The sequence below is a fragment of the Clostridium thailandense genome (assembly GCF_019207025.1).
Taxonomy (GTDB): domain Bacteria; phylum Bacillota; class Clostridia; order Clostridiales; family Clostridiaceae; genus Clostridium_AM; species Clostridium_AM thailandense.
Genome location: NZ_JAEEGC010000017.1, coordinates 1 through 21,543 on the forward strand (window position 1 = coordinate 1; position 21,543 = coordinate 21,543).

Here is a 21,543-nt window from a genome sequence, read left to right on the forward strand (position 1 = left end):
AAAGTATTTATCGTGCTGGAAGAATCTAAATATATCCCGGAGCATAAGTTAAGTGTCGGCCGTGGATGTCTATATAGTTTATAATAATCATTTTACAAAACAATTATTGCATAATTGTCTCATATTTGTTACAGTACTATTACATTTATTTTTTGCTTGTAAGATAAATATAGATAAACTACAATATATATGTAACTTTAAATCTGATCTTTGTTTTATATTAATCTTTTTATAAGAAGGTGAAAATATGAATATTTTTAGTAAAAAAAAATTAAAGGTAAGCAGACAATCTACAAAAAATCATACTAAATTCTGCATTGACTATTATTATTTGGAGAAATCTAATGATTTTAAGATTAAGATATTTGAAGAATTGTTTAACAAAAACGCATGTTTAACAATAGTAGACACTAACTTATCCTATCTCCAATCTCAAACTGGAAAAGATGAATTAGAAAATAATCTAATTACTTTATTAGATTATCTTAATGTGAAGTATAAAAAATTAATAGTTAAGCCATCTTCCAATGGATCAGGATTAAAAGCACTACTTAATAGTAAAGCTAAGGATAAAGGTAAAGAATACATAATCGGCTTTGTTGTTTCAAAAAAGGATCTTGAAACTATAGAACCTATCATTAAAACCTACAATACCCATTACTACATAGATTCCGCTGAATTGGATAAAGACGAGTTACTTGAACAAGTTGAAGTATACTATCATGATGAGGATGACCTATTAGATAAGTTTGCCTATAACATCTTTGATTGCAATTCTGTCAAAAATTTAGTCATAAATTCAAAAATCGAAAACACTGAATTCGTTGACTCTGTCGTTACTAAATTAGAAAAAGAATTTAATACTTAAATTTATAGACAAACACGACTGAAAGTAGACATATACCGAAGTCTAAGTCTACTTTCAGTCGTAGATATCTATAAACTCTATTTTGTATAAAATAAATCAACATTATCTTTTGTAACGACACTAACTCCTGTATCTACGAAGGATGGAAGTGGACCTGAACTTTTGCTTGATCCATCTGTAGATTTTATTAAGCCATGTTTAATTTCATAAAGGAAATTCATTGATTGATACCCCATAATATATGTACCCTGAGCAATTGAAGCCGATATAACTCCAGATTTAATTGCATCCAAAGTTCCCTTATCTGTGTCAAAACTCACTATCTTTACTTGACCAATTTTGTTTGCTTCTTTAATAGCAGCTGCTGCTGCAACACCACTTGTAGCTTCAGTACAAAAAACACCTTTTATGTTAGGGTGTATCTGTAGAATTCCCCCCAGCATCTTTGCAATCTCTGTTTGATCACCTTGGGCATTAGCCACTTCAACGAGCTTTAAATTTTTATATTTTGTTTCTAACGCTTTTTTAAATCCAGCAACTCTTTCCTCATGATTTTGTTGTGTTGGAAATGTAATTATAACAACTTCTCCGCCTGCTGAACCTACTTGATCATTTAAAGTTTTTGCAGCAACCTCTCCCGCATATTCATTATTTGTAGCAAGAAATGAATATCTTCCACTTCTTGGTGAATCAGCATCAAAAGTTACAACCGGTATTCCCGCTTCTATAGCCTTTTTGATTGGAGCATCTAGTGCATTTGGGTTAATACATGTAACTGCAATGCCAGCAGGCTTTTTAGCAATAACCTGTTCTAATGCTGTTACTTCTTGATTTATATCATATTGAAGACCACCTGTATAAATTGTTTTTATTCCATATAGATTCCCCGCATCTTCAAACCCCTTGTAACAACCTTTCCAATATTCAATGCCCGAATGAAAAGTAACCATGTAGTATTCTTCATTTTTTTCACCTACTAAAGGACTTTTGTTGTTTTTATTTGCAGCATCATTATTTCTGGAACATCCCGCTAATACCAAGCAAGATGCAAGTGTTACCATAATAATAAGCGAAAAAGTTTTTTTTGCTTTCAGCACCTAAACTCCTCCTCACTAAATTATTTCAAAATATATCTTAATTTTTATTTATATTTCTATGAGTTAAAAAATCTATAGTAACAGCAGCAATTAGTATGATTCCATTTACAAGGTCTTGCCAATAAACAGGAATATTCAAAATAATAAGTCCATTATTAATTAAATTTAAAAGAATAAGTCCAAGCACTGTTCCTAAAATTGTTCCTTCACCGCCATTAAGACTTGCCCCTCCTATAACCGCAGCCGAAATACTAATTATACTGAGCTCTGCTCCTGATCCTGTGGGTGGAGTTGCAACATTAAATCTAGCTGCAACTAATATTCCCGCTATACTTGCTAAAAAAGCTAATAAAACGTATACACAAATTTTTATTTTTAAAATATTTATACCGGACATAACAGCTGCCTTTTCATTGCTCCCAGTGTACAAAACCTTTCTCAGCACTTCAGATTTTCGCATCATAAAATCGCCAATAGAAGCAATTAATATAAACACTACTACTACAAAAGGCAATCCCAATATTGTACCATGGCCGATGAATGCAAAGGATTTTGGAACATTAAAAAGTGATATAGAGTATCCTTGAGTCAAAACATAGGCTCCACCCCTAGCTATCCCCATAATCGCTAAGGTGGTAATAAAAGGATTTAGTCCAATCTTTCCAATAAAAATACCATTAGCTAACCCGCATAACATACCAATAACAATGGCAATTAGACATGCAATCCATATATTTACTCCCGCCAAATATAATGCTCCAACTATTACTCCAGCAAATGATGTCACTGAACCAACTGATAAGTCAAATCCTCCAGAGACTAAAGCAATCGTCATTCCCACTGCAACGATTCCATCTCCAGATAAACCGACCGCTATAGACATTAAATTATCTGTAGTAAGAAAGTGTGGTGAAAGGATAGTTAGTATAAGACCTATTACAACTATTATAAAAATTATTGTAGTTTCCCTAAATAAAGTAATTTTCTTCCACAATGCTTTTAGACTTCCGTTCCAGCTCTTATTGTTTACTAGTGCCTTAGAATTCATTTCCAATTCCTTCCTCTTGTTCATATTTATTACTTTATCAGATCGTTTTCTTTCGTTTTTGAACTATATTAATTATATCAGTTAGTTACTTAATGTGTAAACTAATAAATTATTCTTATTATCTGAATAGCGCTATTTTTATAAAAACAAAAAAACATAAACAAGATTTAAACAAATCTTGTTTATGTTATAATTACCATTAATTATAAGATTTCTTTTATGAACTTTTAGATTTTGTATAAACATCAAAAGCTACAGCTAATAATAATACTAATCCCTTAATAGCCTGCTGCCAATCAATTCCTAGTCCAATCAATGACATACCATTATTCATAATTCCCATTACCAGACCACCTATAATCGCTCCAATAACAGTACCTATACCACCACTTGCTGATGCTCCTCCAATAAAACACGCTGCTATGGCGTCAAGCTCAAATCCTTGACCAGCATTTGGAGTTGCTGAGTTTAACCTAGCTGCGAAAACAAGCCCTGATAGTGCTGCTAATACTCCCATATTTACAAATACCCAGAAAACTAATCTTTGCGTCTTTACTCCAGATAATTTTGCCGCTTTTTCATTTCCTCCTAAAGCATAAATATGTCTTCCTAAGACTGTTTTAGTCATAATGAACGTATAACCTACGATCAAGACTGCCATTAGTACTAGCACATTAGGAATACCTTTATATGAAGCAAGATTAAAAGTAAACGCATTTATTGCAGCTATAATTAGTACTATTTTTGCTATAAATATTCCTTGAGAACTAACTGCAAGATTAAATTTCTTTTGAGTATTTCTCTTACGTATTTCAAATACTACATATATTACTGTACAAATTATACCTATCAAAATAGTAGTTATATGATAACTCTTACCATGGAAGATATCGGGTATAAAACCTGAACTTATTTTTTGGAAAGCTACAGGATATGGTGCAATTGACGTACCATTTAAGCTTACCATTGTTAATCCTCTAAATATCAACATACCTGCTAATGTAACTATAAACGCTGGGATTTTAACATAAGCAATCCAGAATCCTTGGAAGGCACCTATCAAAGCTCCCACTAATAACGAAAGAATTATACTAACAACAACAGAAAAATGCATTTTTATCATTAATATTGCTGATATAGACCCTATAATAGCTGCTACTGAACCAACGGACAAATCGATGTGAAACGCAACTATAACTAATAACATACCTACAGCTAAAACCAAAACATAACTATTTTGTAGTATCAAATTTGTAACATTCAATGGTTTTAACAAAGTACCACCAGTAACAATTTCAAAGAACCCTGCTATTACCACTAGTGCTATTACCATACTATATTCTTTAACAATATTTTTAAAGTTTCCCATCACTGTCCCCCCTGTTTTTGCTTTACTATAATCTTCTTTAGTCTTGTTTTTCACTATTTCATTAGAATCTTCCATCTACTACACCTCCTGTTTTTTGTTCACAACCAATTTCATGATTTTTTCCTGAGATGCTTCTTCACGACTTAACTCGCCCATAATTTTTCCTTCATTCATAACATAAATTCGGTCACACATACCTAATATTTCAGGAAGTTCTGAAGAAATAACAACTACACCTTTACCTTCTGCAACTAATTCATTAATAATAGTATAAATTTCATATTTTGCACCAACATCTATACCACGAGTAGGTTCATCTAGTATTAATACATCTGGTTTAGTAAAAATCCATTTACTTAACACAACCTTCTGTTGATTTCCACCACTTAAATTACCTGTTTTTTGCTGTATACTAGAACATTTAATGTTCATTTTTTTGCGAAAATTCTCTGATTCTAAAATCTCTTTATTATCATCTACTACAAAGTTTTTAGATATATGCCCTAGATTGGATAAGGTTATATTTCTCTTTATATCATCTATTAAAATTAATCCATATTCTTTTCTATCTTCTGTAACGTAAGCAATACCGTTTTGAACTGCTTTATTTACGGTACTAACGTTAATTTCTTTACCATCTTTATATACTTTTCCACTTATTCTCTTTCCATAAGACCTTCCAAAGATACTCATAGCTAGTTCAGTTCTTCCGGCTCCCATTAAACCAGCAATACCTACAACTTCACCCTTACATACATTAAAACTAGCATTATTAACAATTTTACGTTCCTCATTTGTCGGATGATATACAGTCCAATCCTTTACTTCAAAGAAAACATCTCCAATTTTATGTGTTCTCGTTGGATAACGATTTACCAAATCCCTTCCAACCATTCCCTTAATAATTCTATCTTCTGTTACACCATCTTTTTCAACGTCTAGTGTTTCTATAGTGGCTCCATCACGCAAAATTGTTATGGAATCCGCAACCTTTGAAACTTCATTTAGTTTATGGGATATAATTATAGAAGTTATCCCCTGTTTCTGAAACTCTAACATTAAGTTTAATAAATTCTCACTGTCATCTTCATTTAGTGCTGCAGTAGGTTCATCTAAGATTAATAATTTAACCTTCTTAGATAGAGCCTTTGCAATTTCTATTAATTGCTGTTTTCCAACTCCTAAAGTGTTTACACGTGTATTAGGTGATTCACTTAACCCAACTTTTTCAAGTAATTCTTTTGTATGATTGATAGTGCTATTCCAATCTATAACACCATTTTTAGCTTGTTCATTTCCTAAAAATATATTTTCCGCTATGGACAAATATGGAATCAACGCCAACTCTTGATGAACAATTACTATACCTAATTCTTCACTTTGTTTTGTGTCTTTAAATTCACACACATTACCTTTAAATAAGATATCTCCGGTATAAGTTCCATGAGGATATACACCACTTAAAACCTTCATAAGAGTTGACTTTCCTGCTCCATTTTCTCCACATAAAGCATGAATTTCGCCTTCCTTAACTTTTAAATTTACATTATCAAGAGCCTTTACACCTGGAAAAGTTTTTGTAATACCTCTCATTTCTAGAATGATATCCGACATGTATTGTTCAACTCCTTTAACATATTAAATAATTTAGTGATGGTAGTTACCATCACTAAATTATTTGAATCATTGATTTGATACTAATTTCCAAGTTTATCTTTAGTATAATATCCACTGTCTATTAATTCTTTTTGATAGTTTGATTTATCTACTGAAACTGGTTGACATAAGAAAGAAGGAACTACTTTAACACCATTATTGTATGTTTTTGTATCGTTAACTTCTACTTTTTGACCTTTTAATACAGCATCTCCAGCTGCAACAACTCTCTTAGCCAATTCTCTTGTATCTTTGAATACAGTTTGAGTTTGTTCACCTTTTATAATTGATTTAACTGAAGGCAATTCAGCATCTTGTCCTGTAACAATTGGCATCGGTTGGCTTGCTGTACCGTATCCAACACCTTTTAAAGAAGATATAATACCAATACTGATACCATCATATGGTGACAACACAGCATCTACTCTAGAACCAGTATAGCTCTTACTTAATAAGTTATCCATTCTTGCTTGTGCAGTAGCACCATCCCATCTTAAAGTAGCACATTGATTAAAATCTGTTTGTCCACTTTTTACTACCAATTTTTTCGAATCTATATATGGTTTTAAAACTGACATAGCTCCATTAAAGAAGAATTGTGAATTGTTATCATCTGGTGATCCAGCGAACAATTCAATATTGAATGGACCTTTTCCGTCCTTTAATCCTAATGCCTTTTCAATATATTGTCCTTGTAGAACACCTACTTTAAAGTTATCAAAAGTTATATAATAATCTACAGCATCTGTTTTTGTTATTAAACGGTCATAAGATATTACTGGAATGTGTGCATCTTTCGCTTTTTGAAGAACATCTGTTAACGCTGAACCGTCAATTGAAGCTACAACTAGTAAACTAACTCCTTGTGTGATCATATTTTCAATCTGAGAGACCTGATTTTGTACTACGTCCTCTCCATATTGTAAATTTGTTTTATAACCAAGTGCTTGGAAACCCTTAACAACATTGTTACCATCATCAATCCATCTTTGCGATGACTTTGTAGGCATTGCGATACCTATTGTTTTTCCATTAGAGGCTGCCCCTCCACTTGTTGCTGTTGAACCTGACTTGGATGATCCACATGCTGTTAGTCCAAATATCATGCTAGTTGCAATTACTGCCGTTAAAAGTTTTTTAATTTTCATTCACATTTCCCCCTCATTTTTGTTTTGTGTTCGTTTTATTTCGTTTGTTTTCGTTTACAATCACATTCTATCATACACGCAAATTCTTTGCAATAGTTTACATGAATTTTATTTTATTTTTTTGATTATTTTTTTACAAATTTATATATTTAAGAACTCTTATCACTTCCGATTTAAATTATTACGTTTCTTTTGCTTTCGTTTTTGTCCGTTTATCTAGAGTTTTAATAACTAAACATAATATTATAATATAGAAAATTGGCGTGCATAATGTAAAATTTTATTACAATAATGAGTTTTATCAACAGCTATCTAATGTTTTCTTTCCTTCACTTATGAAGTTGTAATATTATTTTTCTTAATGTATAATTAGGTTTGTAAATAAATAATCAATATAAAAAGGTACAGGTGGATTTTATGTTTGCTGCAGAGCGAATTAGATTAATAAAAGAACTTTTAACGGATAAAAAGCATATTGATGTTTCCACATTAAGTTCTCTCCTTAATGTTTCTGAAGTAACAATAAGAAGAGATCTTGAGAAACTTGAAAATCAAGGATTTCTCACAAGAACACATGGTGGAGCTATAATTAATGATGAATCAGTGGCTGAAGATACAGAATACGACAATGATTTTGAAGACCCACTTGTTGAATATAGAAAAGAAATAAGTGATATTGCTGTACAACTAATTGAAGATAATGATGTAATAATTTTAAGTCCAGGACCCACTAATTTACAAATTGCTAAAAAGCTGTCCTCAAAACGAAATGTAACAGTACTCACAAATGATCTCAATATTGCAAGTGAAATTTCAAACAATATAGGTAATAAGGTAATCCTTCCTGGTGGAGACTTAGACCCGGTTACTTTAAATTTATTTGGTAAACTAACAGAAGAAAATATAAGAAAATTTTATGTTAATAAAGCTTTTATTGAAGTAGATGGTGTTAGTCTTGACAGGGGTTATACTTTACAAAATATCGATAGGACCTCTGTAGTCAAAGAAATGCTTGGTATTTCTCATCAAAAGATTATCGTATGCACATATAAAGCTTTTGATTTTATAGCCTTTTCTCAGTTGGCCCAAATATCAATTGCCAATAAACTTATAACAAATCCACAAATACCTGATAACTATAAGAATTATTTTTTTGAAAACAACATTCAACTTTTTACTGCTTTTAATACTTATGAAGGTGGTATATAAATGAATAATATTATATTAAAAATTGAAAATATAAACAAAAAACTTTCTGAATACTTCTCCTTAAAGAATATAAATATAGAATTAAACAAGGGTGAGGTACACGCAATAGTTGGTGAAAACGGTTCCGGTAAGTCTAGCTTGATGAATGTCTTATGCGGCATATATACAAAAGATAGCGGTAGTATTTATATAGATGGCATATTGGCTAATATAGACTCTCCCTCCACCGCAAAAAAACTTGGTATTACAATAATTCATCAAGAGTCTTCACTTTTTGAACATATTAGCATTGCAGAAAATGTCTTTATAAATACCATGCCATATTTAAACAAAAAATTCAGAATAGTAAATTTTTCGAAAATGCATTCTGACTGCAAAAATCTACTTAATAGACTTGGCCTTAACATAAGTAGTAAAACCCTTGTGAGATATCTTAATCCAGCTCAAAAGCAAATTGTTGAAATTGCAAGAGCTTATGCCTCTAAATCTAAAATAATCATCATGGATGAACCAACCTCCTCTTTAGGGGAAAATGAAACTCCAATGCTCTTTAATATTATAAATGAATTAAAAAGTAATGGAGTTTCAGTATTCTATATAACTCATAAATTTGAAGAGTTAAAACAAATATGCGACAGGGTTTCTATAATGAAAGATGGCAAAATAATAGAGACCAAATCAATTGAAAATATAGATATAAGTGACATATTTCATGTAATAGCTGGCTTCGAACTGAATAAACCATATCCTAAAATAAATTTTAAGCTAGGTAAGGAAGTTCTAAAAATAACGAAATTAAATTCTGAAGGATTTTTAAAAGATATCAGTTTATCTCTTAGGAAAAGAGAAATACTAGGTGTAACAGGCTTAATTGGCTCTGGTGGAACAAAAATTGCAGAAGCAATATTTGGCATTAGCAAGATTGACTCTGGAGAGATTGTTATAAATGGAACTGCTAAACAAATTAATTCTCCTTATGATTCTATTAAATCTGGTATAGCATATGTTACAGAAGATAGAATTGTTAATGGGATATTTCCAAGTCTTAAAATATATGAAAACCTTTCAGCTGCAAGTACATCCAGAGTATCAAGCAAATTTTTAATAAATAAGAAATACGAAAAGGAAATCGCAACTTCCTATGTAGATAAGCTAGCAATTAAGCCTCCTACAATAAATGATAAAGTATCACATTTAAGCGGAGGAAACCAGCAAAAATTAGTACTAGCCAAATGGATTATGTCAAAATCGAAAATATTTATTTTTGATGAGCCCACAAAAGGCATAGATGTAGCCTCAAAGATAGATGTTTATAATTTAATGAATGAACTTTTACAAAAAGGTGCTTCTATACTACTCATATCCTCAGATATTAATGAACTTATAGGTATGTGTGACAGAATATCAGTACTATCAAATGGAAAAATTGTTGACACCCTACCAAGACAAAGTTTTTCCGCAGAAAAAATACTTCAATTAGAAATCAATAAATAAGCGAGCTGGTGCAGTTCTCTATAGATGCACCAGCCTCATTATCATAGAATACCTCTACAAGAGTTTCTAACTATTAACTCAGGTTTATATATATAATTATTCTTGTCAATTTTTCTCTCTATTATATCCAGCAGCATTCTTGCGGCTTTCCTACCCATATCTGTTTTAGGATGCTTTATAGTAGTCAGCTTAACTTCTGTTGCTGTCGCAAGGCTTGAATCATCATAGCCTATAATTGATATATCTTCTGGAACTTTAAGATCACAATCTCTTACAGCTTGTAAAACTTGAAATGCTATTTTATCGTTATAACAGAAAAATGCAGTAGGTTTTTCCTTTCGCGACAAGACATTACTTGCAAATTCATAAGCATAGGAACTCAATTCTTTAGTGGTATAATTGCCCAATAAATCATAATTAATCTGTATACCGAACTCTTCGAGGGCTTTGATATACCCTAGTCTTCTATTTACTCCCTGCATATCATCACTCTTAAAAATTCCGCATATTCTTCTATGACCTAACTGAAGTAAATACTTTGTTCCAATGTATCCTCCATCAAAATCATTCATACCTAAATACGAACAATCTAATTCATTATATTTAGCATGAAACATGACATATGGAATTCCCTTTTTTTCAAGCTCTTTAAAATAACTTATATTTACATTTTCTAAAGAACTTAATGTAGGCTCGATTATAACCCCATCAAAATTTCCGTCAATAACTTTTCTGAGACATTCTTTTTCTTTATTTTTATCGTTGTTAGTATTAAAAAGAGAGAGTGTGTCACCGGACGAACTTAAAACATCTTCTATTCCACTTATAATGCCCGGAAAAATATAGTCAGATATATAAGTTGTAATTATAGCTATATTTCTACTTGCTTTCTTTTCTATACTATAACAACAGAAAGTTCCTTTTCCTTGTTCTCTTTTTATAAAACCATTATTCTCTAAGTTATCTAATGCTTTTCTCACTGTGTGCCTGCTTACATTAAAAGTTTGAGCTATTTCATTTTCAGTTGGAATCTGCTCCATATATTTTATAGCACCAGAATATATATTTTTGATAAAATGCTGTTCTATCACTAAATACTTAGGTAATCCATTATTCTCCATAAATTTTCTTGTTCTCCCTTCAATTGTACGTACAATCAATAGTTCTATTTTACTATCTGAGCTAACTTTAAGCAATATCTATAATTCAATAAAATGCAAATCTTGTACAATTTCTTGACTTATGGTTAATGTAGTATTTTGTAAAAAAGGGCTGTTACACTTATACAAGATACCTACACTAGACAATTAACTTATTCCGGAGTATAAGTTAATTGTCTGCCCTAGTTCTCTATAGTGCGACAGCCCATTTTTTATAAAAGTGCATGAATGTTAAAATTAGCGTAAGCGATAACCCCATGCAACTTCATTGCATCTAAGTTGGTTTCTGAATGTAAGTGGTGATGTATTTTTATCAATAACTACACATTCTATTCCTGCTATTTCTGCCCAATCTACAAGATCTTGTGAAGTTACTCCATATGAGAAAGAGGTATGGTGAGCACCTCCTGCAAGTATCCAAGCTTCAGCAGCATCACGTAAGCATGGTTGTGGTTTCCAAAGAACACGAGCAACTGGAAGCTTTGGCATATCATTTTCAATTTTTACAGCGTTAACTTCATTTACAATTAGGCGGAATCTATTTCCCATGTCAATTAATGAAGCGCAAACTGCTTCCCCTTCTCTACCATTGAAAGTTAAACGTGCTGGATCATCTTTTCCTCCAATTCCTAGAGGATGGACTTCAATTTTGGGACGCTTATCAGCTAGCGTAGGACAAACTTCAAGCATATGTGCTCCTAGTATTAATTCATTTCCTTTTTCAAGATGATAAGTATAATCTTCCATAAGTGATGTACCCTTAGGATCCATTACCTTCATTACACGAACTAAAGCAGCTGTTTTCCAATCACCTTCAGCTCCAAAACCATAACCTGCTTCCATTAAACGTTGAACTGCAAGTCCTGGCAGTTGTTTCATTCCGTGTAAGTCTTCAAAAGTAGTAGTAAATGCACTGTAGTTTCCTGCTTTCAAAAAGGCCTTCATTCCAAGCTCAATTTTTGCTTGTTCATAGATAGAATCATAAATTTTACCTGGCGTACGTGCTTCAGGTGCCATTTCATATAATTCGTTATATTCTTCTAAAAGCTTCTTTACTTCTGAATCTGATATTTCATTTATGCTATCTACTAAATCACCTATACCATATCCACTTACTGACCAGCCAAATTTAATTTGAGCTTCTACTTTATCTCCTTCTGTTACAGCAACTTCACGCATGTTATCCCCGAATCTTGCCACCTTAAGTTGACGCCCTTCAGTAGCTGCAGCTGCTGTCTTCATCCACTTTCCAACACGTGTACGAGTTTCTCCATCTTCCCAGTGTCCTACAACTACTTTACGAGAAATACCCATTCTTGCACCGATAAATCCATATTCACGATCTCCATGAGCTGATTGATTTAAATTCATGAAATCCATATCAATGCCACCCCATGGAATGTCACGATTAAATTGAGTGTGAAGGTGTAATAATGGCTTTTTAAGTTCAGAAAGTCCAGGTATCCACATTTTTGCTGGTGAGAATGTGTGCATCCATGTAATTATACCAGCACAGGAATCGTCCGCATTAGCTTCTATACACACTCTGCGTATAGCATCTGGTGTAGTTACAACAGGTTTAAATACTACTTTATAAGGAATTGCATTATCATCATTTAAACCGTCTACTATAATCTGTGAATGTTTATCTACCTCTCTTAATGTCTCTTCTCCATAAAGATGCTGACTTCCAGTAACAAACCAAAATGAATATTCTCTTGTTTCTAACATAATTAATCCTCCCTAAATTTTTACTAATTGTTATTTTATAACTGATTTAAAATCTATTTTTTCTTCTCTATTAGTTTCTTTGTATTTTCTATAATATCTTTATGTGTTAAATTAAATTTTTCAAATAACTGCTGAGGTTTTCCTGACTGACCAAAGCAATCTTTTACTCCCATTATCATCATAGGAACAGGATAGTTTTCTACAACTACTTCTGAAACTGCACTACCAAGTCCTCCCATAATATTGTGTTCATCTACAGTTAATATAGCACCAGTTTCTGAAGCTGCTTTAATTATTAGTTCCTTGTCTATTGGTTTGATAGTATGGATATTTATAACTCTTGCACTTATATTATCTTCTTTTTCTAAGGTTTCTGCCGCTTTAAGAGCTTCAAATACCATAGATCCGGAGGATATTATAGTAATATCCTTACCCTCCTTTAAGGTAACTCCTTTTCCTAATTCAAACTTATAAGTCTTTTCATCATTTATTATTGGCACGCCCATTCTTCCTAGTCTTATATAGAATGGTCCATCCGTTAATATAGCCGCCTCTATAGCCGCCTTAGTTTCAACCGCATCAACAGGGCATAATACAGTAATGTTTGGTATAGTTCTCATAATTCCTATATCCTCTAAACATTGATGTGTTGCCCCATCTTCTCCTACAGATAACCCAGCATGTGTAGCACATATTTTAACATTTAGCTTTGGATAACATACAGAATTTCTTACTTGTTCGAAAGCTCTCCCTGCTGCAAACATTGCAAAGGAACTAGCGAATACTGTATTGCCGCAAGCTGCTAATCCTGCTGCTGTGCCTATCATATTTGCTTCTGCTATTCCAAAATCAAAGAATCTATCTGGAAAAGCTTTTTTAAAAATTCCAGTTTTTGTTGCTTCTGCTAAATCTGAATCCAAAACAAGAAACTGATATTTGTTACCTAGTTCAGACAAAGCTTTACCATAAGCTTCTCTTGTTGCTATTATTTCTGACATTTAAAGCACCTCCAATACAGAAATCAACTCATCTAATTCTTTAATGGCTTGATTATACTGTTCTTCATTAGGTGCTGAACCATGCCATTTAGCTTGATTTTCCATGAAAGATACACCTTTACCTTTTGTTGTTTTACATATTACAGCTGTAGGTTTTTCTTTTGTTTCTTTTGCCTTTATAATTGCTGATTCTATCTGATTATAGTTATGTCCATCTATTTTTATAACATTCCAGCCAAAAGCTTCAAATTTTTTATCTATTGGTTCTGAGTTCATAACCTCACAAGTTGGTCCATCAATTTGAAGGCCATTGACGTCAACAAAAGCAGTAACATTATCTAATTTGTAGTGTGCTGCAAACATAGCAGCTTCCCAAATTTGTCCTTCTGCTATTTCTCCGTCTCCTAATGCTGCATATACTCTATAATTCTTATTGTGTATTTTAGCTGAAAGAGCCATTCCGTTAGCCGCAGATAATCCTTGTCCTAATGAACCTGAGGACATATCTACACCTTTTATATATTTCATATCTGGATGTCCTTGCAAAACACTATCTATACTTCTAAATCCCTTTAAATCTTCAACCGAAAAGAAGCCCCTTTCTGCTAAAACTGAATATAATGCCGGGGAACAATGTCCTTTGGATAGTACAAACCTATCTCTATCTTCCCATTTACTATTATTTACATCTATATTAATATTGTTAAAATATAGTACTGTCAATACATCTGCTATAGAAAGTGAGCCACCTGGATGCCCTGATTTCGCTCTATATACTTGTTCTACTATGTGTTTTCTAACTTTTGTTGCTATAATAGCCAATTCTTTTTCTTTACTTTTATCCATCTGTATCCTCCTAACAGTTTATTTATGACTAACCTTTTAGCAATTTTGTCACTAGCTGTTTAGCTACTTATATTACATTAATTTTATTGTCCATAATATGCATTTTTTCCATGCTTTCTTAGGAAATGTTTATCCAAAAGTATTTTGTTCATAGACTCCATACTCCCTTTTAAATTAATAGTATTAAAAGCCATTTTAGCAACTTGTTCCATTACTACAGCATGGTAAACAGCGTCTGCTGCATCTTTTCCCCAACTAAATGGTCCATGTTCATTTACCAATACTCCTGAAACAAATAACGGATCTATATCTTTAAAAGTTTCAATTATTACATTTCCTGTTTCTTTTTCATATTCTCCCTTTATCTCCGCTTCAGTCATTGGCCTTGTGCACGGTATGTCACCATAGAAATAGTCTGCATGAGTTGTGCCGAATGCTGGTATACTTAATCCTGCTTGAGCAAAGCTAGTAGCCCATTCTGAATGAGTGTGAACTACTCCTCCTACTTCCTTAAAAGCTTTATAAATTACAAGATGAGTAGGCGTATCTGAAGATGGCTTTAAGTTTCCCTCTACTATGTTACCTTCAAGATCAACAACCACCATGTCCTCTGCTTTTAGCTTATCATAATCCACACCGCTTGGTTTTATAACTACAAATCCCGTTTCTTTATCTATAGCACTTACATTTCCCCAAGTATATATAACAAGATCTTTTTCTACTAATTCTAAATTCGCTTCTAGCACTTTCTTTTTTAAATCTTCTAACACACTTCAGCCCCTCTTTCTTATTACATTATCCTTAAATTCAATTAATCGTTTGCATAGTATAGTATAATTTTACTATAGACTACAAAAACCTTTTAATAATTGTATGTACTTAAACAAAATTTGTACGTACATCTTGTAGCTTTATATTATCATCTTAAATCAAATTAATCAATAACCAAAATAAAATATTTTAAGAAAATTTATATTATTTGTATTAATAAAATTGCTTAAAAGTGTACAAGTCTACTTATCATATCGATCATTAAAAGCAAGTAATTTTTTATAATCTTCGTATGTATCTATATCAGTAAGTTCATATTCATCTTTAATGTCTACAAAAATTATATCTTCAGTATGCTTATTAATAACATTTTTCCCACCATTATCACCTTCAAGCGACATCAGCTCACCTATAAGTTTCTTTGGAAATATTACAGGATTTCCTCTTCTGTTTTTAATCCTCGGAATAACTATATTGCAACTATCGTATTTATTAAAGGTATTAATTAATAGTTTTATAGTATCAATACTAATTAAAGGCTGATCTGCAGTAAAGAACATATATCCATCAGCTATTGGAGTACTATTTATTCCTAGCTTTATCGATTCACTCTGCCCTTTGTACGCATTTTTATTTTCTACAGCTTTAAGGCCCTTTTTAGTTGCTATATTTAATATTCTTTCATCTTTTGATACAATTATACTACTATAAAAATTACAACTTATCACCTTTTCCATAATATATTCAGCTAGTAGTTTATCCCTAAAAGGCATTAAAAGCTTATCTTTACCCATCCTCTTGCTATAACCAGAGGCCATAATTATTGCATTAATCATTATCTATCTCCACCTTTAAATCTTAAAGTTTAATTAGACTATATTCTTTGTTTTTTAAGCTTCCACTTATAATTCTATCTATATAACCTTTATTTTTCTCTAAAATACAAGTTATTAGTTTGTACGCTAGTTCTCTCTTTCCTAACCCCTCCACCTTATTTATAAATAATATCTTCTCTCCTTTTGAATCTTTAAATAAACCTTTATTATGATAAATTAGAGAAACCAAACCTGCTATGTTAATCAGATCATTTTCTTTCATTTTTGTAATATTAATAAACTTTTCTAATCTATGGACGTTATCATTGTTTATTTCTTTTCCTATTACTTCGATATCTATAATACCAATAGTCTTTTTCGTGTTGTTAATTACAACAGGCTCATCATCCTTCCAGCCCTTAATTGGCTTTTTTTTGGAACCATCCGCTTCTATCAATATATAGTCAAAATAGGACAATTTATTATCTATAACATTTTCATTTAATCCAATAATTTTATTTTCGCTATTTACACACTTACCATATAAATAAATTCCATTATGATTATTAAATTTATCAAAACTGCCCTCACCAATAGACACAAAATCATAATATTTCTTTTCAGGCATATAAATTTTTGTAGTAGTAGTTACAAGAACCTTACTCTCATTTCTAAGCTCTTCAGCCAAAGAATACATGAATGTAGTCTTGCCACCAGCGCCTACAATAGACACTATATCTCCTCTATTTAAATTCAATAAATCTTTCAGTTTCATATAACACCTCTAAGTTTATTTTATCATATATTATTCATCTTTCAGTGAGCATATAAAAACTTTTTATCTATAGCAAAAGCGTGCTGACCTAGTCAACACACTTTTTATTTTGCTCTAAAAGCCAGCTTAATACTACTTCTGAAAGAGCTATCCTCTTGTCTGAAAAAGAATGATCTGAATCTAAAATTATGCTTTTAAGATTAGCAGCTTTACCTTTTGGGAGAGAATCTACCAATGCTATATGGTGTTCTTCTATAGTTGCAGTATCGTCTCTGCTTCCAGCAACCATTAATATTGAGTGAGATTTTAATTTTTTCACTAAATTTATCAGATTCCAATTCTCCTTATTTTCTATAGCACTATTCAAGAATTCTTCTGCGGTAATACCCCTAAGTGGCAACATAGAATCCTTCCATAATTCAACAGAAGATTTAAATAATTTCTCACTTTTAAAAAGCATATCACCATATAATCCTACATTGAAGCCTGCAAGAGAAGCTACTAGTTTTATCTCAGGATGCTTTGCTGCAGTCATTAATGCTGTAAATCCTCCAAGGCTATGTCCAATTAAAATTATATTTTCTGAATCTACCCTATAAGATTTTTTACACTTTTCAGATCTCAAAAAATCTATAGCTGCATCTGCATCTTCAAGAACATTATTTACAGAGTAAAAGCCTTCACTTCCCCAACTTCCTCTATAGTGAAAAATCATGACATTGTATCCAGCTCGTCTAAAAACTTGTGCTAAATCAAAATTTTTTTCATATCCAGGAAATCCGTGGAAAAGTATTATTGTAGGATGAGGTCCTCGTCCTTGTGCAATATAGAGTGTGCAATTTAATCTACACTCGTTGCTATTAAGTGTAAAACACTCTAGCAATGCTGGATATTCCCTATCAATTTCTAAAGGATCACTATTTATGGCTTCTAAATTCATTTTAACTCCCCCTAACTTCTAAATAAAGCTAAAATACTAAGAAATAATACACTAAGGCTTAGTATTTTAGCTTAATTGTTTTGTGAAAAATATTTTCTATAAAAATTTATATATAGTTGTATAATTATATTTTTCTCCTGCCTTCAATATTGGTGAAGGAAAGTGCTTATGTTTTAAAGAATTGGGGAAATATTGTGTCTCTAAACACAATCCACTATTCTTCCCATATGTAACACCATTTTTACAATATTCATGTTCATCGACATAATTTCCAGTATAAAATTGTACTCCTGGCTTATTTGTATAAACTTCCATAATCCTTTCACTAACTGGATCAAAAACTTCAGCTGCTTTTTCTGGCTTTTCTTCACTTATGTTTAATATCCAATTATGGTCATATCCATGTCCAAATACAATTTGATCATATTCGCTGTGTATTCCATCTTCTATAGTAGTTAACTTAGTAAAATCCATTGGAGTCCCTTTTACTTCTTTAATTTCTCCTGTAGGTAAACTCTCTCTATCACTTACTGTAAATTTATCAGCATTTATCATAACTTTATGTTTTAAAATACTTCCAGCTGCATGACCTGATAAATTGAAATAGGAATGATTCGTTAAGTTTACTACAGTATCCTTATCTGACACTGCAAAATAATCAATCTTTAGACTATTGTCTTCAGTTAATGAATATACAACCCTTACCTTAAGGTTTCCAGGGTAACCTTCTTCCCCATCCTTACTAAGATAAGATAGTTGAAGACATTCTATTTCTCCCTGTGTTATTATTTCTGCTTCCCAAAGTACTTTATCAAATCCTGTTAGTCCTCCATGTAACTGATTTTCCCCTTCATTTTTTGTTACCTTGTACTCTATTCCATTAATTTCAAAGCTTGCTTTTTCAATTCTATTTGCATGTCGTCCTATAATTGCTCCAAAAAATGGACCTTTTTTCAGATAACCCTCTAATCTATCATATCCCAATACAACATCATCAAATTTTCTTTTTTTATCAGGTACTATAAGAGATACTACTACACCACCAAAATTTGATATTTTAGCAATCATTCCATTGCTATTGCGTAGAGTAAATAAATCAACATTCTTACCTTCTAATGTTTTTCCAAAGAATTCTTTAGTAATTGTCATATTAAACTTCTCCCTCCATGAATAAATTACCTTTTCATACATTGTAACATTAATTTTAGACTAAATTACCTTCTCAGAAAAAAAGAATAACTTTTCCATAGGAAGCAAAGTTGCACCAAGTATAGATGCATTTCCTTGTAATTCTGAGAAGGATATTTTACATTCTTCTTCATCGTAGAAATTATTTTCTTCAAATACCTTACTTTTTAAATCTTTTTCTATTAATGTTTTATAATACGATATTTCCCCGCCAATAATTATATTTCTAGGATCCAGCATTAAAATTATATTTTTAATTCCCTCTGCAAGATATTCCAAATATTCATCTAATATTTCCTTAGCCTTATCATTATCTTCTGCTAACCTTAAAAAATAATCTAAATCATTTTTGTCATCACCAAATGCTTTTTTATATTTATTGACTAATGATTTTTGTGAAGCATACAGCTCCCAACAACCTTTTTTACCACAATTACACTGATCTCCATCTTTTAAGATAGTCATATGTCCAAATTCTCCAGCACGTTTATTATAGCCTTTATAAAGATTGTCACCAATAATTATGCCAGTACCAATACCTTCTGTGATCGATATAAAAACTAAACTGTTTATAATATTATTAAAGTTAATAAATGCTTCTGCATATGCTGAAGCATTAGCTTCATTTTCAACAAAAATTGGGAATTCAAAATCATCTTGAAATTCTTTAAAACATATATTTTTTACCTTTAAATTTGGTGCATTCTCTAAAAGTAACTTTTTTTCATTAACTGTACCAGGTAGTGAAAAACCTATTCCTAATATTTTTTGTGTAGTTATATTATGAGCGCTTATGATATAGTCTACTTCTTTTCTAATCCTTAAAATTAACTCTTTAAAATTATCCAGTTTACTAGGTAAATCAAAAAATCTTTCTTCTATTATATCAAAATTTAAGTTTGACAAAATAATTCTAACTTTATCTTTTGCGATACATACACCAAAAGAATATCTGGAATCAGCAATAAATCTGATTATCGTAGGCTTTCTTCCACCAGTAGATTCTGCAACTCCAGCTTCATCTAAAAATCCCTGTTCTATGAGTTCTTTAACGTTGCTTATAACTGTTGGAATACTCAATTTCAAAGCTTTAGATATATCTTGTTTTGTCATCTGCTTATTTCTATACAATAGTTGAATTATTTTTTTTTGATTTATCACCTTTATCGTCTCTTGGTCTATAAAATTTAATTTATTCATTTTTTACCACCACTTAAAATTTTTATATTATAATAAGCTTATGCTTACAAAATGTCAATTTTAGCTCCACAGGTCTATAATACTATAAAACTTATTTATAAGTAACTATTTTCTATATATTTACTGTAAAACAACTAATTTCTTAAGTTTATTTCTAGAAAAACGTTTCCTTACGCATATAAGCAGCGGTCTAACTTCCATGACTGCTGCTTATAGTTATTTATTCTATACATTTACTAGCTCCTAAGCTTAACATTTCAAAACAACTTTTTATTCTTAGATAAGATGAATAAATTCCACCTATAAGTGTTACTGAAAGTAAAAGCTTAATTAGATCTCCTGCACTATATGGAACTAAATAATTTAATGTACATACAATACCAGGAATAACAAATAAAATTACTGATACTAATCTTCCGACTTTATCAAAAACAAATGGATTGTTAGACAGTTTGTTATATCTCTTAATAAACATTGATGTTATTAAAAATTCTAAGAATTTTAAACACACAAAACCTAAAAACCACATAGGTAAAGCCTTCAAAATTATCAATGCTGTATAAGAAAAAATTATATAGGTTAAATCTGCTGATACATCCAATTTAGCTCCTATAGTTGATGTAGATTTCATTTTCCTAGCAATTTTACCATCCAATAAATCTGAAAGACAAATTGCTAAAAATATAGCTATTATAGTTACAAATTTTTCTTTTCCATCTATAGGTTGTCCTAAAATAATATATGTAAATATAAATGACATAAATATTCTTACACCTGTGATACTATTAGGTATAAATTTAATAATCTTTTCCATACTGTTTCCTACCTTTTAAAATTATTATCAAAGCTATAGCTTTGATTATGATTCAATGCTATCATATAAATCTGGTAAAACCATATACAATCTAGAACATATTTTAGATTGTATATATTACTTTAATCCAAAAAATCTCTCATTATTTTTGTCAAAAACTTTTCCAATATACTTACCCATTATACCAATAATTCCAAGTGTTATTCCAAACATCATTATATTAATTGCTAAAACTAATCCTAAATTATAAAAAGGTACTAACATAGAAATTATTTTATTATACATTTATACCACCTCAACCCTTAATATATTTTATATCTATATTTAAATTTCTCTTTAATATTCAGCTTATATTTGTATTTTAGCTTTCAACTGTTACAGTTTAGTTACAATTCAAATACAGTTTAGGTACAATT

20 protein-coding genes are annotated in these 21,543 nt (G+C 31.1%); 3 read left to right on the top strand and 17 right to left on the bottom strand.

Annotated features, from left to right (window positions below; translation table 11 throughout):
• The first annotated feature begins 247 nt into the window (after positions 1 to 247).
• Positions 248 to 868, top strand: a complete 621-nt coding sequence (locus tag I6U48_RS03630) for a hypothetical protein (protein ID WP_218319045.1) — start codon at positions 248 to 250, stop codon at positions 866 to 868.
• Between the two features lie 77 nt (positions 869 to 945).
• On the opposite strand, the gene I6U48_RS03635 is transcribed toward I6U48_RS03630, so the two are convergent.
• From I6U48_RS03635 to chvE, 5 genes are all read right to left on the bottom strand, one after another.
• Positions 946 to 1,965 (bottom strand): substrate-binding domain-containing protein, encoded by a 1,020-nt coding sequence (locus I6U48_RS03635; RefSeq protein ID WP_218319046.1) that lies wholly within the window; start codon positions 1,963 to 1,965, stop codon positions 946 to 948.
• Between the two features lie 37 nt (positions 1,966 to 2,002).
• Positions 2,003 to 3,013, bottom strand: coding sequence for an ABC transporter permease (locus tag I6U48_RS03640; protein WP_218319047.1), 1,011 nt, complete (start codon positions 3,011 to 3,013; stop codon positions 2,003 to 2,005).
• A 217-nt stretch (positions 3,014 to 3,230) separates the two neighbouring features.
• Entirely contained in the window at positions 3,231 to 4,382 is a 1,152-nt protein-coding gene (gene mmsB, locus I6U48_RS03645) for a multiple monosaccharide ABC transporter permease (RefSeq protein ID WP_218319082.1), read from the bottom strand.
• A gap of 78 nt (positions 4,383 to 4,460) precedes the next feature.
• Positions 4,461 to 5,996, bottom strand: coding sequence for a multiple monosaccharide ABC transporter ATP-binding protein (gene mmsA / locus I6U48_RS03650; protein ID WP_218319048.1), 1,536 nt, complete (start codon positions 5,994 to 5,996; stop codon positions 4,461 to 4,463).
• A gap of 83 nt (positions 5,997 to 6,079) precedes the next feature.
• The gene (chvE, locus tag I6U48_RS03655) at positions 6,080 to 7,186 is read right to left on the bottom strand and encodes a multiple monosaccharide ABC transporter substrate-binding protein (RefSeq protein ID WP_218319049.1); all 1,107 of its coding nucleotides are present in this window, start codon (positions 7,184 to 7,186) and stop codon (positions 6,080 to 6,082) included.
• Positions 7,187 to 7,603: 417 nt separating this feature from the next.
• Here chvE and I6U48_RS03660 point away from each other — a divergent pair, with 417 nt between their 5' ends.
• Both I6U48_RS03660 and I6U48_RS03665 read left to right on the top strand, forming a co-directional pair.
• The gene (locus I6U48_RS03660; RefSeq protein ID WP_218319050.1) at positions 7,604 to 8,395 is read left to right on the top strand and encodes a DeoR/GlpR family DNA-binding transcription regulator; all 792 of its coding nucleotides are present in this window, start codon (positions 7,604 to 7,606) and stop codon (positions 8,393 to 8,395) included.
• Positions 8,396 to 9,889, top strand: a complete 1,494-nt coding sequence (locus I6U48_RS03665) for a sugar ABC transporter ATP-binding protein (RefSeq protein ID WP_218319051.1) — start codon at positions 8,396 to 8,398, stop codon at positions 9,887 to 9,889.
• Between the two features lie 41 nt (positions 9,890 to 9,930).
• Here the strand turns inward: I6U48_RS03665 and I6U48_RS03670 are convergent, their stop codons facing one another.
• The 12 genes from I6U48_RS03670 to I6U48_RS03725 all read right to left on the bottom strand — a co-directional run bounded on the left by I6U48_RS03670 (position 9,931) and on the right by I6U48_RS03725 (position 21,412).
• The gene (locus I6U48_RS03670; protein WP_218319052.1) at positions 9,931 to 11,010 is read right to left on the bottom strand and encodes a GntR family transcriptional regulator; all 1,080 of its coding nucleotides are present in this window, start codon (positions 11,008 to 11,010) and stop codon (positions 9,931 to 9,933) included.
• Between the two features lie 276 nt (positions 11,011 to 11,286).
• Positions 11,287 to 12,780, bottom strand: a complete 1,494-nt coding sequence (gene araA, locus I6U48_RS03675) for an L-arabinose isomerase (RefSeq protein WP_218319053.1) — start codon at positions 12,778 to 12,780, stop codon at positions 11,287 to 11,289.
• Between the two features lie 53 nt (positions 12,781 to 12,833).
• The gene (locus I6U48_RS03680) at positions 12,834 to 13,778 is read right to left on the bottom strand and encodes a transketolase family protein (protein ID WP_218319054.1); all 945 of its coding nucleotides are present in this window, start codon (positions 13,776 to 13,778) and stop codon (positions 12,834 to 12,836) included.
• Positions 13,779 to 14,624, bottom strand: a complete 846-nt coding sequence (locus tag I6U48_RS03685; protein WP_218319055.1) for a transketolase — start codon at positions 14,622 to 14,624, stop codon at positions 13,779 to 13,781.
• An 83-nt stretch (positions 14,625 to 14,707) separates the two neighbouring features.
• Positions 14,708 to 15,394: an L-ribulose-5-phosphate 4-epimerase gene (gene araD, locus I6U48_RS03690; protein ID WP_218319056.1), complete on the bottom strand. Its 687-nt coding sequence runs from the start codon at positions 15,392 to 15,394 to the stop codon at positions 14,708 to 14,710.
• A 243-nt stretch (positions 15,395 to 15,637) separates the two neighbouring features.
• Positions 15,638 to 16,231, bottom strand: coding sequence for a molybdenum cofactor cytidylyltransferase (gene mocA / locus I6U48_RS03695; RefSeq protein ID WP_218319057.1), 594 nt, complete (start codon positions 16,229 to 16,231; stop codon positions 15,638 to 15,640).
• A gap of 22 nt (positions 16,232 to 16,253) precedes the next feature.
• The gene (gene yqeC / locus I6U48_RS03700; RefSeq protein WP_218319058.1) at positions 16,254 to 16,985 is read right to left on the bottom strand and encodes a selenium cofactor biosynthesis protein YqeC; all 732 of its coding nucleotides are present in this window, start codon (positions 16,983 to 16,985) and stop codon (positions 16,254 to 16,256) included.
• 88 nt (positions 16,986 to 17,073) lie between these two features.
• Positions 17,074 to 17,925, bottom strand: a complete 852-nt coding sequence (locus I6U48_RS03705; RefSeq protein ID WP_218319059.1) for an alpha/beta hydrolase family protein — start codon at positions 17,923 to 17,925, stop codon at positions 17,074 to 17,076.
• A 96-nt stretch (positions 17,926 to 18,021) separates the two neighbouring features.
• Positions 18,022 to 19,074 carry an aldose epimerase family protein gene (locus I6U48_RS03710; RefSeq protein ID WP_218319060.1) on the bottom strand — a complete coding sequence of 351 codons (1,053 nt, stop codon included), beginning with the start codon at positions 19,072 to 19,074 and terminating at the stop codon, positions 18,022 to 18,024.
• 60 nt (positions 19,075 to 19,134) lie between these two features.
• Positions 19,135 to 20,313, bottom strand: a complete 1,179-nt coding sequence (locus I6U48_RS03715; protein WP_218319061.1) for an ROK family transcriptional regulator — start codon at positions 20,311 to 20,313, stop codon at positions 19,135 to 19,137.
• Between the two features lie 220 nt (positions 20,314 to 20,533).
• A complete protein-coding gene (locus tag I6U48_RS03720; RefSeq protein WP_218319062.1) occupies positions 20,534 to 21,127 on the bottom strand; it encodes a CDP-alcohol phosphatidyltransferase family protein in 594 nt (197 codons plus the stop codon).
• Between the two features lie 117 nt (positions 21,128 to 21,244).
• Positions 21,245 to 21,412, bottom strand: a complete 168-nt coding sequence (locus tag I6U48_RS03725) for a hypothetical protein (RefSeq protein WP_218319063.1) — start codon at positions 21,410 to 21,412, stop codon at positions 21,245 to 21,247.
• Between the last annotated feature and the right edge of the window lie 131 nt (positions 21,413 to 21,543).

What these genes read in the sequence shown, in the direction of transcription:
- I6U48_RS03710 (WP_218319060.1), bottom strand. Translation starts at nt 19,074, where the DNA reads ATGACAATTACTAAAGAATTCTTTGGAAAAACATTAGAAGGTAAGAAT.
- I6U48_RS03680 (WP_218319054.1), bottom strand. Translation starts at nt 13,778, where the DNA reads ATGTCAGAAATAATAGCAACAAGAGAAGCTTATGGTAAAGCTTTGTCT.
- I6U48_RS03660 (WP_218319050.1), top strand. Translation starts at nt 7,604, where the DNA reads ATGTTTGCTGCAGAGCGAATTAGATTAATAAAAGAACTTTTAACGGAT.
- araA (WP_218319053.1), bottom strand. Translation starts at nt 12,780, where the DNA reads ATGTTAGAAACAAGAGAATATTCATTTTGGTTTGTTACTGGAAGTCAG.
- I6U48_RS03670 (WP_218319052.1), bottom strand. Translation starts at nt 11,010, where the DNA reads ATGGAGAATAATGGATTACCTAAGTATTTAGTGATAGAACAGCATTTT.
- I6U48_RS03630 (WP_218319045.1), top strand. Translation starts at nt 248, where the DNA reads ATGAATATTTTTAGTAAAAAAAAATTAAAGGTAAGCAGACAATCTACA.
- mmsA (WP_218319048.1), bottom strand. Translation starts at nt 5,996, where the DNA reads ATGTCGGATATCATTCTAGAAATGAGAGGTATTACAAAAACTTTTCCA.
- I6U48_RS03665 (WP_218319051.1), top strand. Translation starts at nt 8,396, where the DNA reads ATGAATAATATTATATTAAAAATTGAAAATATAAACAAAAAACTTTCT.
- I6U48_RS03720 (WP_218319062.1), bottom strand. Translation starts at nt 21,127, where the DNA reads ATGGAAAAGATTATTAAATTTATACCTAATAGTATCACAGGTGTAAGA.
- I6U48_RS03715 (WP_218319061.1), bottom strand. Translation starts at nt 20,313, where the DNA reads ATGAATAAATTAAATTTTATAGACCAAGAGACGATAAAGGTGATAAAT.
- mmsB (WP_218319082.1), bottom strand. Translation starts at nt 4,382, where the DNA reads ATGGGAAACTTTAAAAATATTGTTAAAGAATATAGTATGGTAATAGCA.
- chvE (WP_218319049.1), bottom strand. Translation starts at nt 7,186, where the DNA reads ATGAAAATTAAAAAACTTTTAACGGCAGTAATTGCAACTAGCATGATA.
- yqeC (WP_218319058.1), bottom strand. Translation starts at nt 16,985, where the DNA reads ATGAAACTGAAAGATTTATTGAATTTAAATAGAGGAGATATAGTGTCT.
- I6U48_RS03685 (WP_218319055.1), bottom strand. Translation starts at nt 14,624, where the DNA reads ATGGATAAAAGTAAAGAAAAAGAATTGGCTATTATAGCAACAAAAGTT.
- mocA (WP_218319057.1), bottom strand. Translation starts at nt 16,231, where the DNA reads ATGATTAATGCAATAATTATGGCCTCTGGTTATAGCAAGAGGATGGGT.
- I6U48_RS03640 (WP_218319047.1), bottom strand. Translation starts at nt 3,013, where the DNA reads ATGAATTCTAAGGCACTAGTAAACAATAAGAGCTGGAACGGAAGTCTA.
- I6U48_RS03725 (WP_218319063.1), bottom strand. Translation starts at nt 21,412, where the DNA reads ATGTATAATAAAATAATTTCTATGTTAGTACCTTTTTATAATTTAGGA.
- I6U48_RS03705 (WP_218319059.1), bottom strand. Translation starts at nt 17,925, where the DNA reads ATGAATTTAGAAGCCATAAATAGTGATCCTTTAGAAATTGATAGGGAA.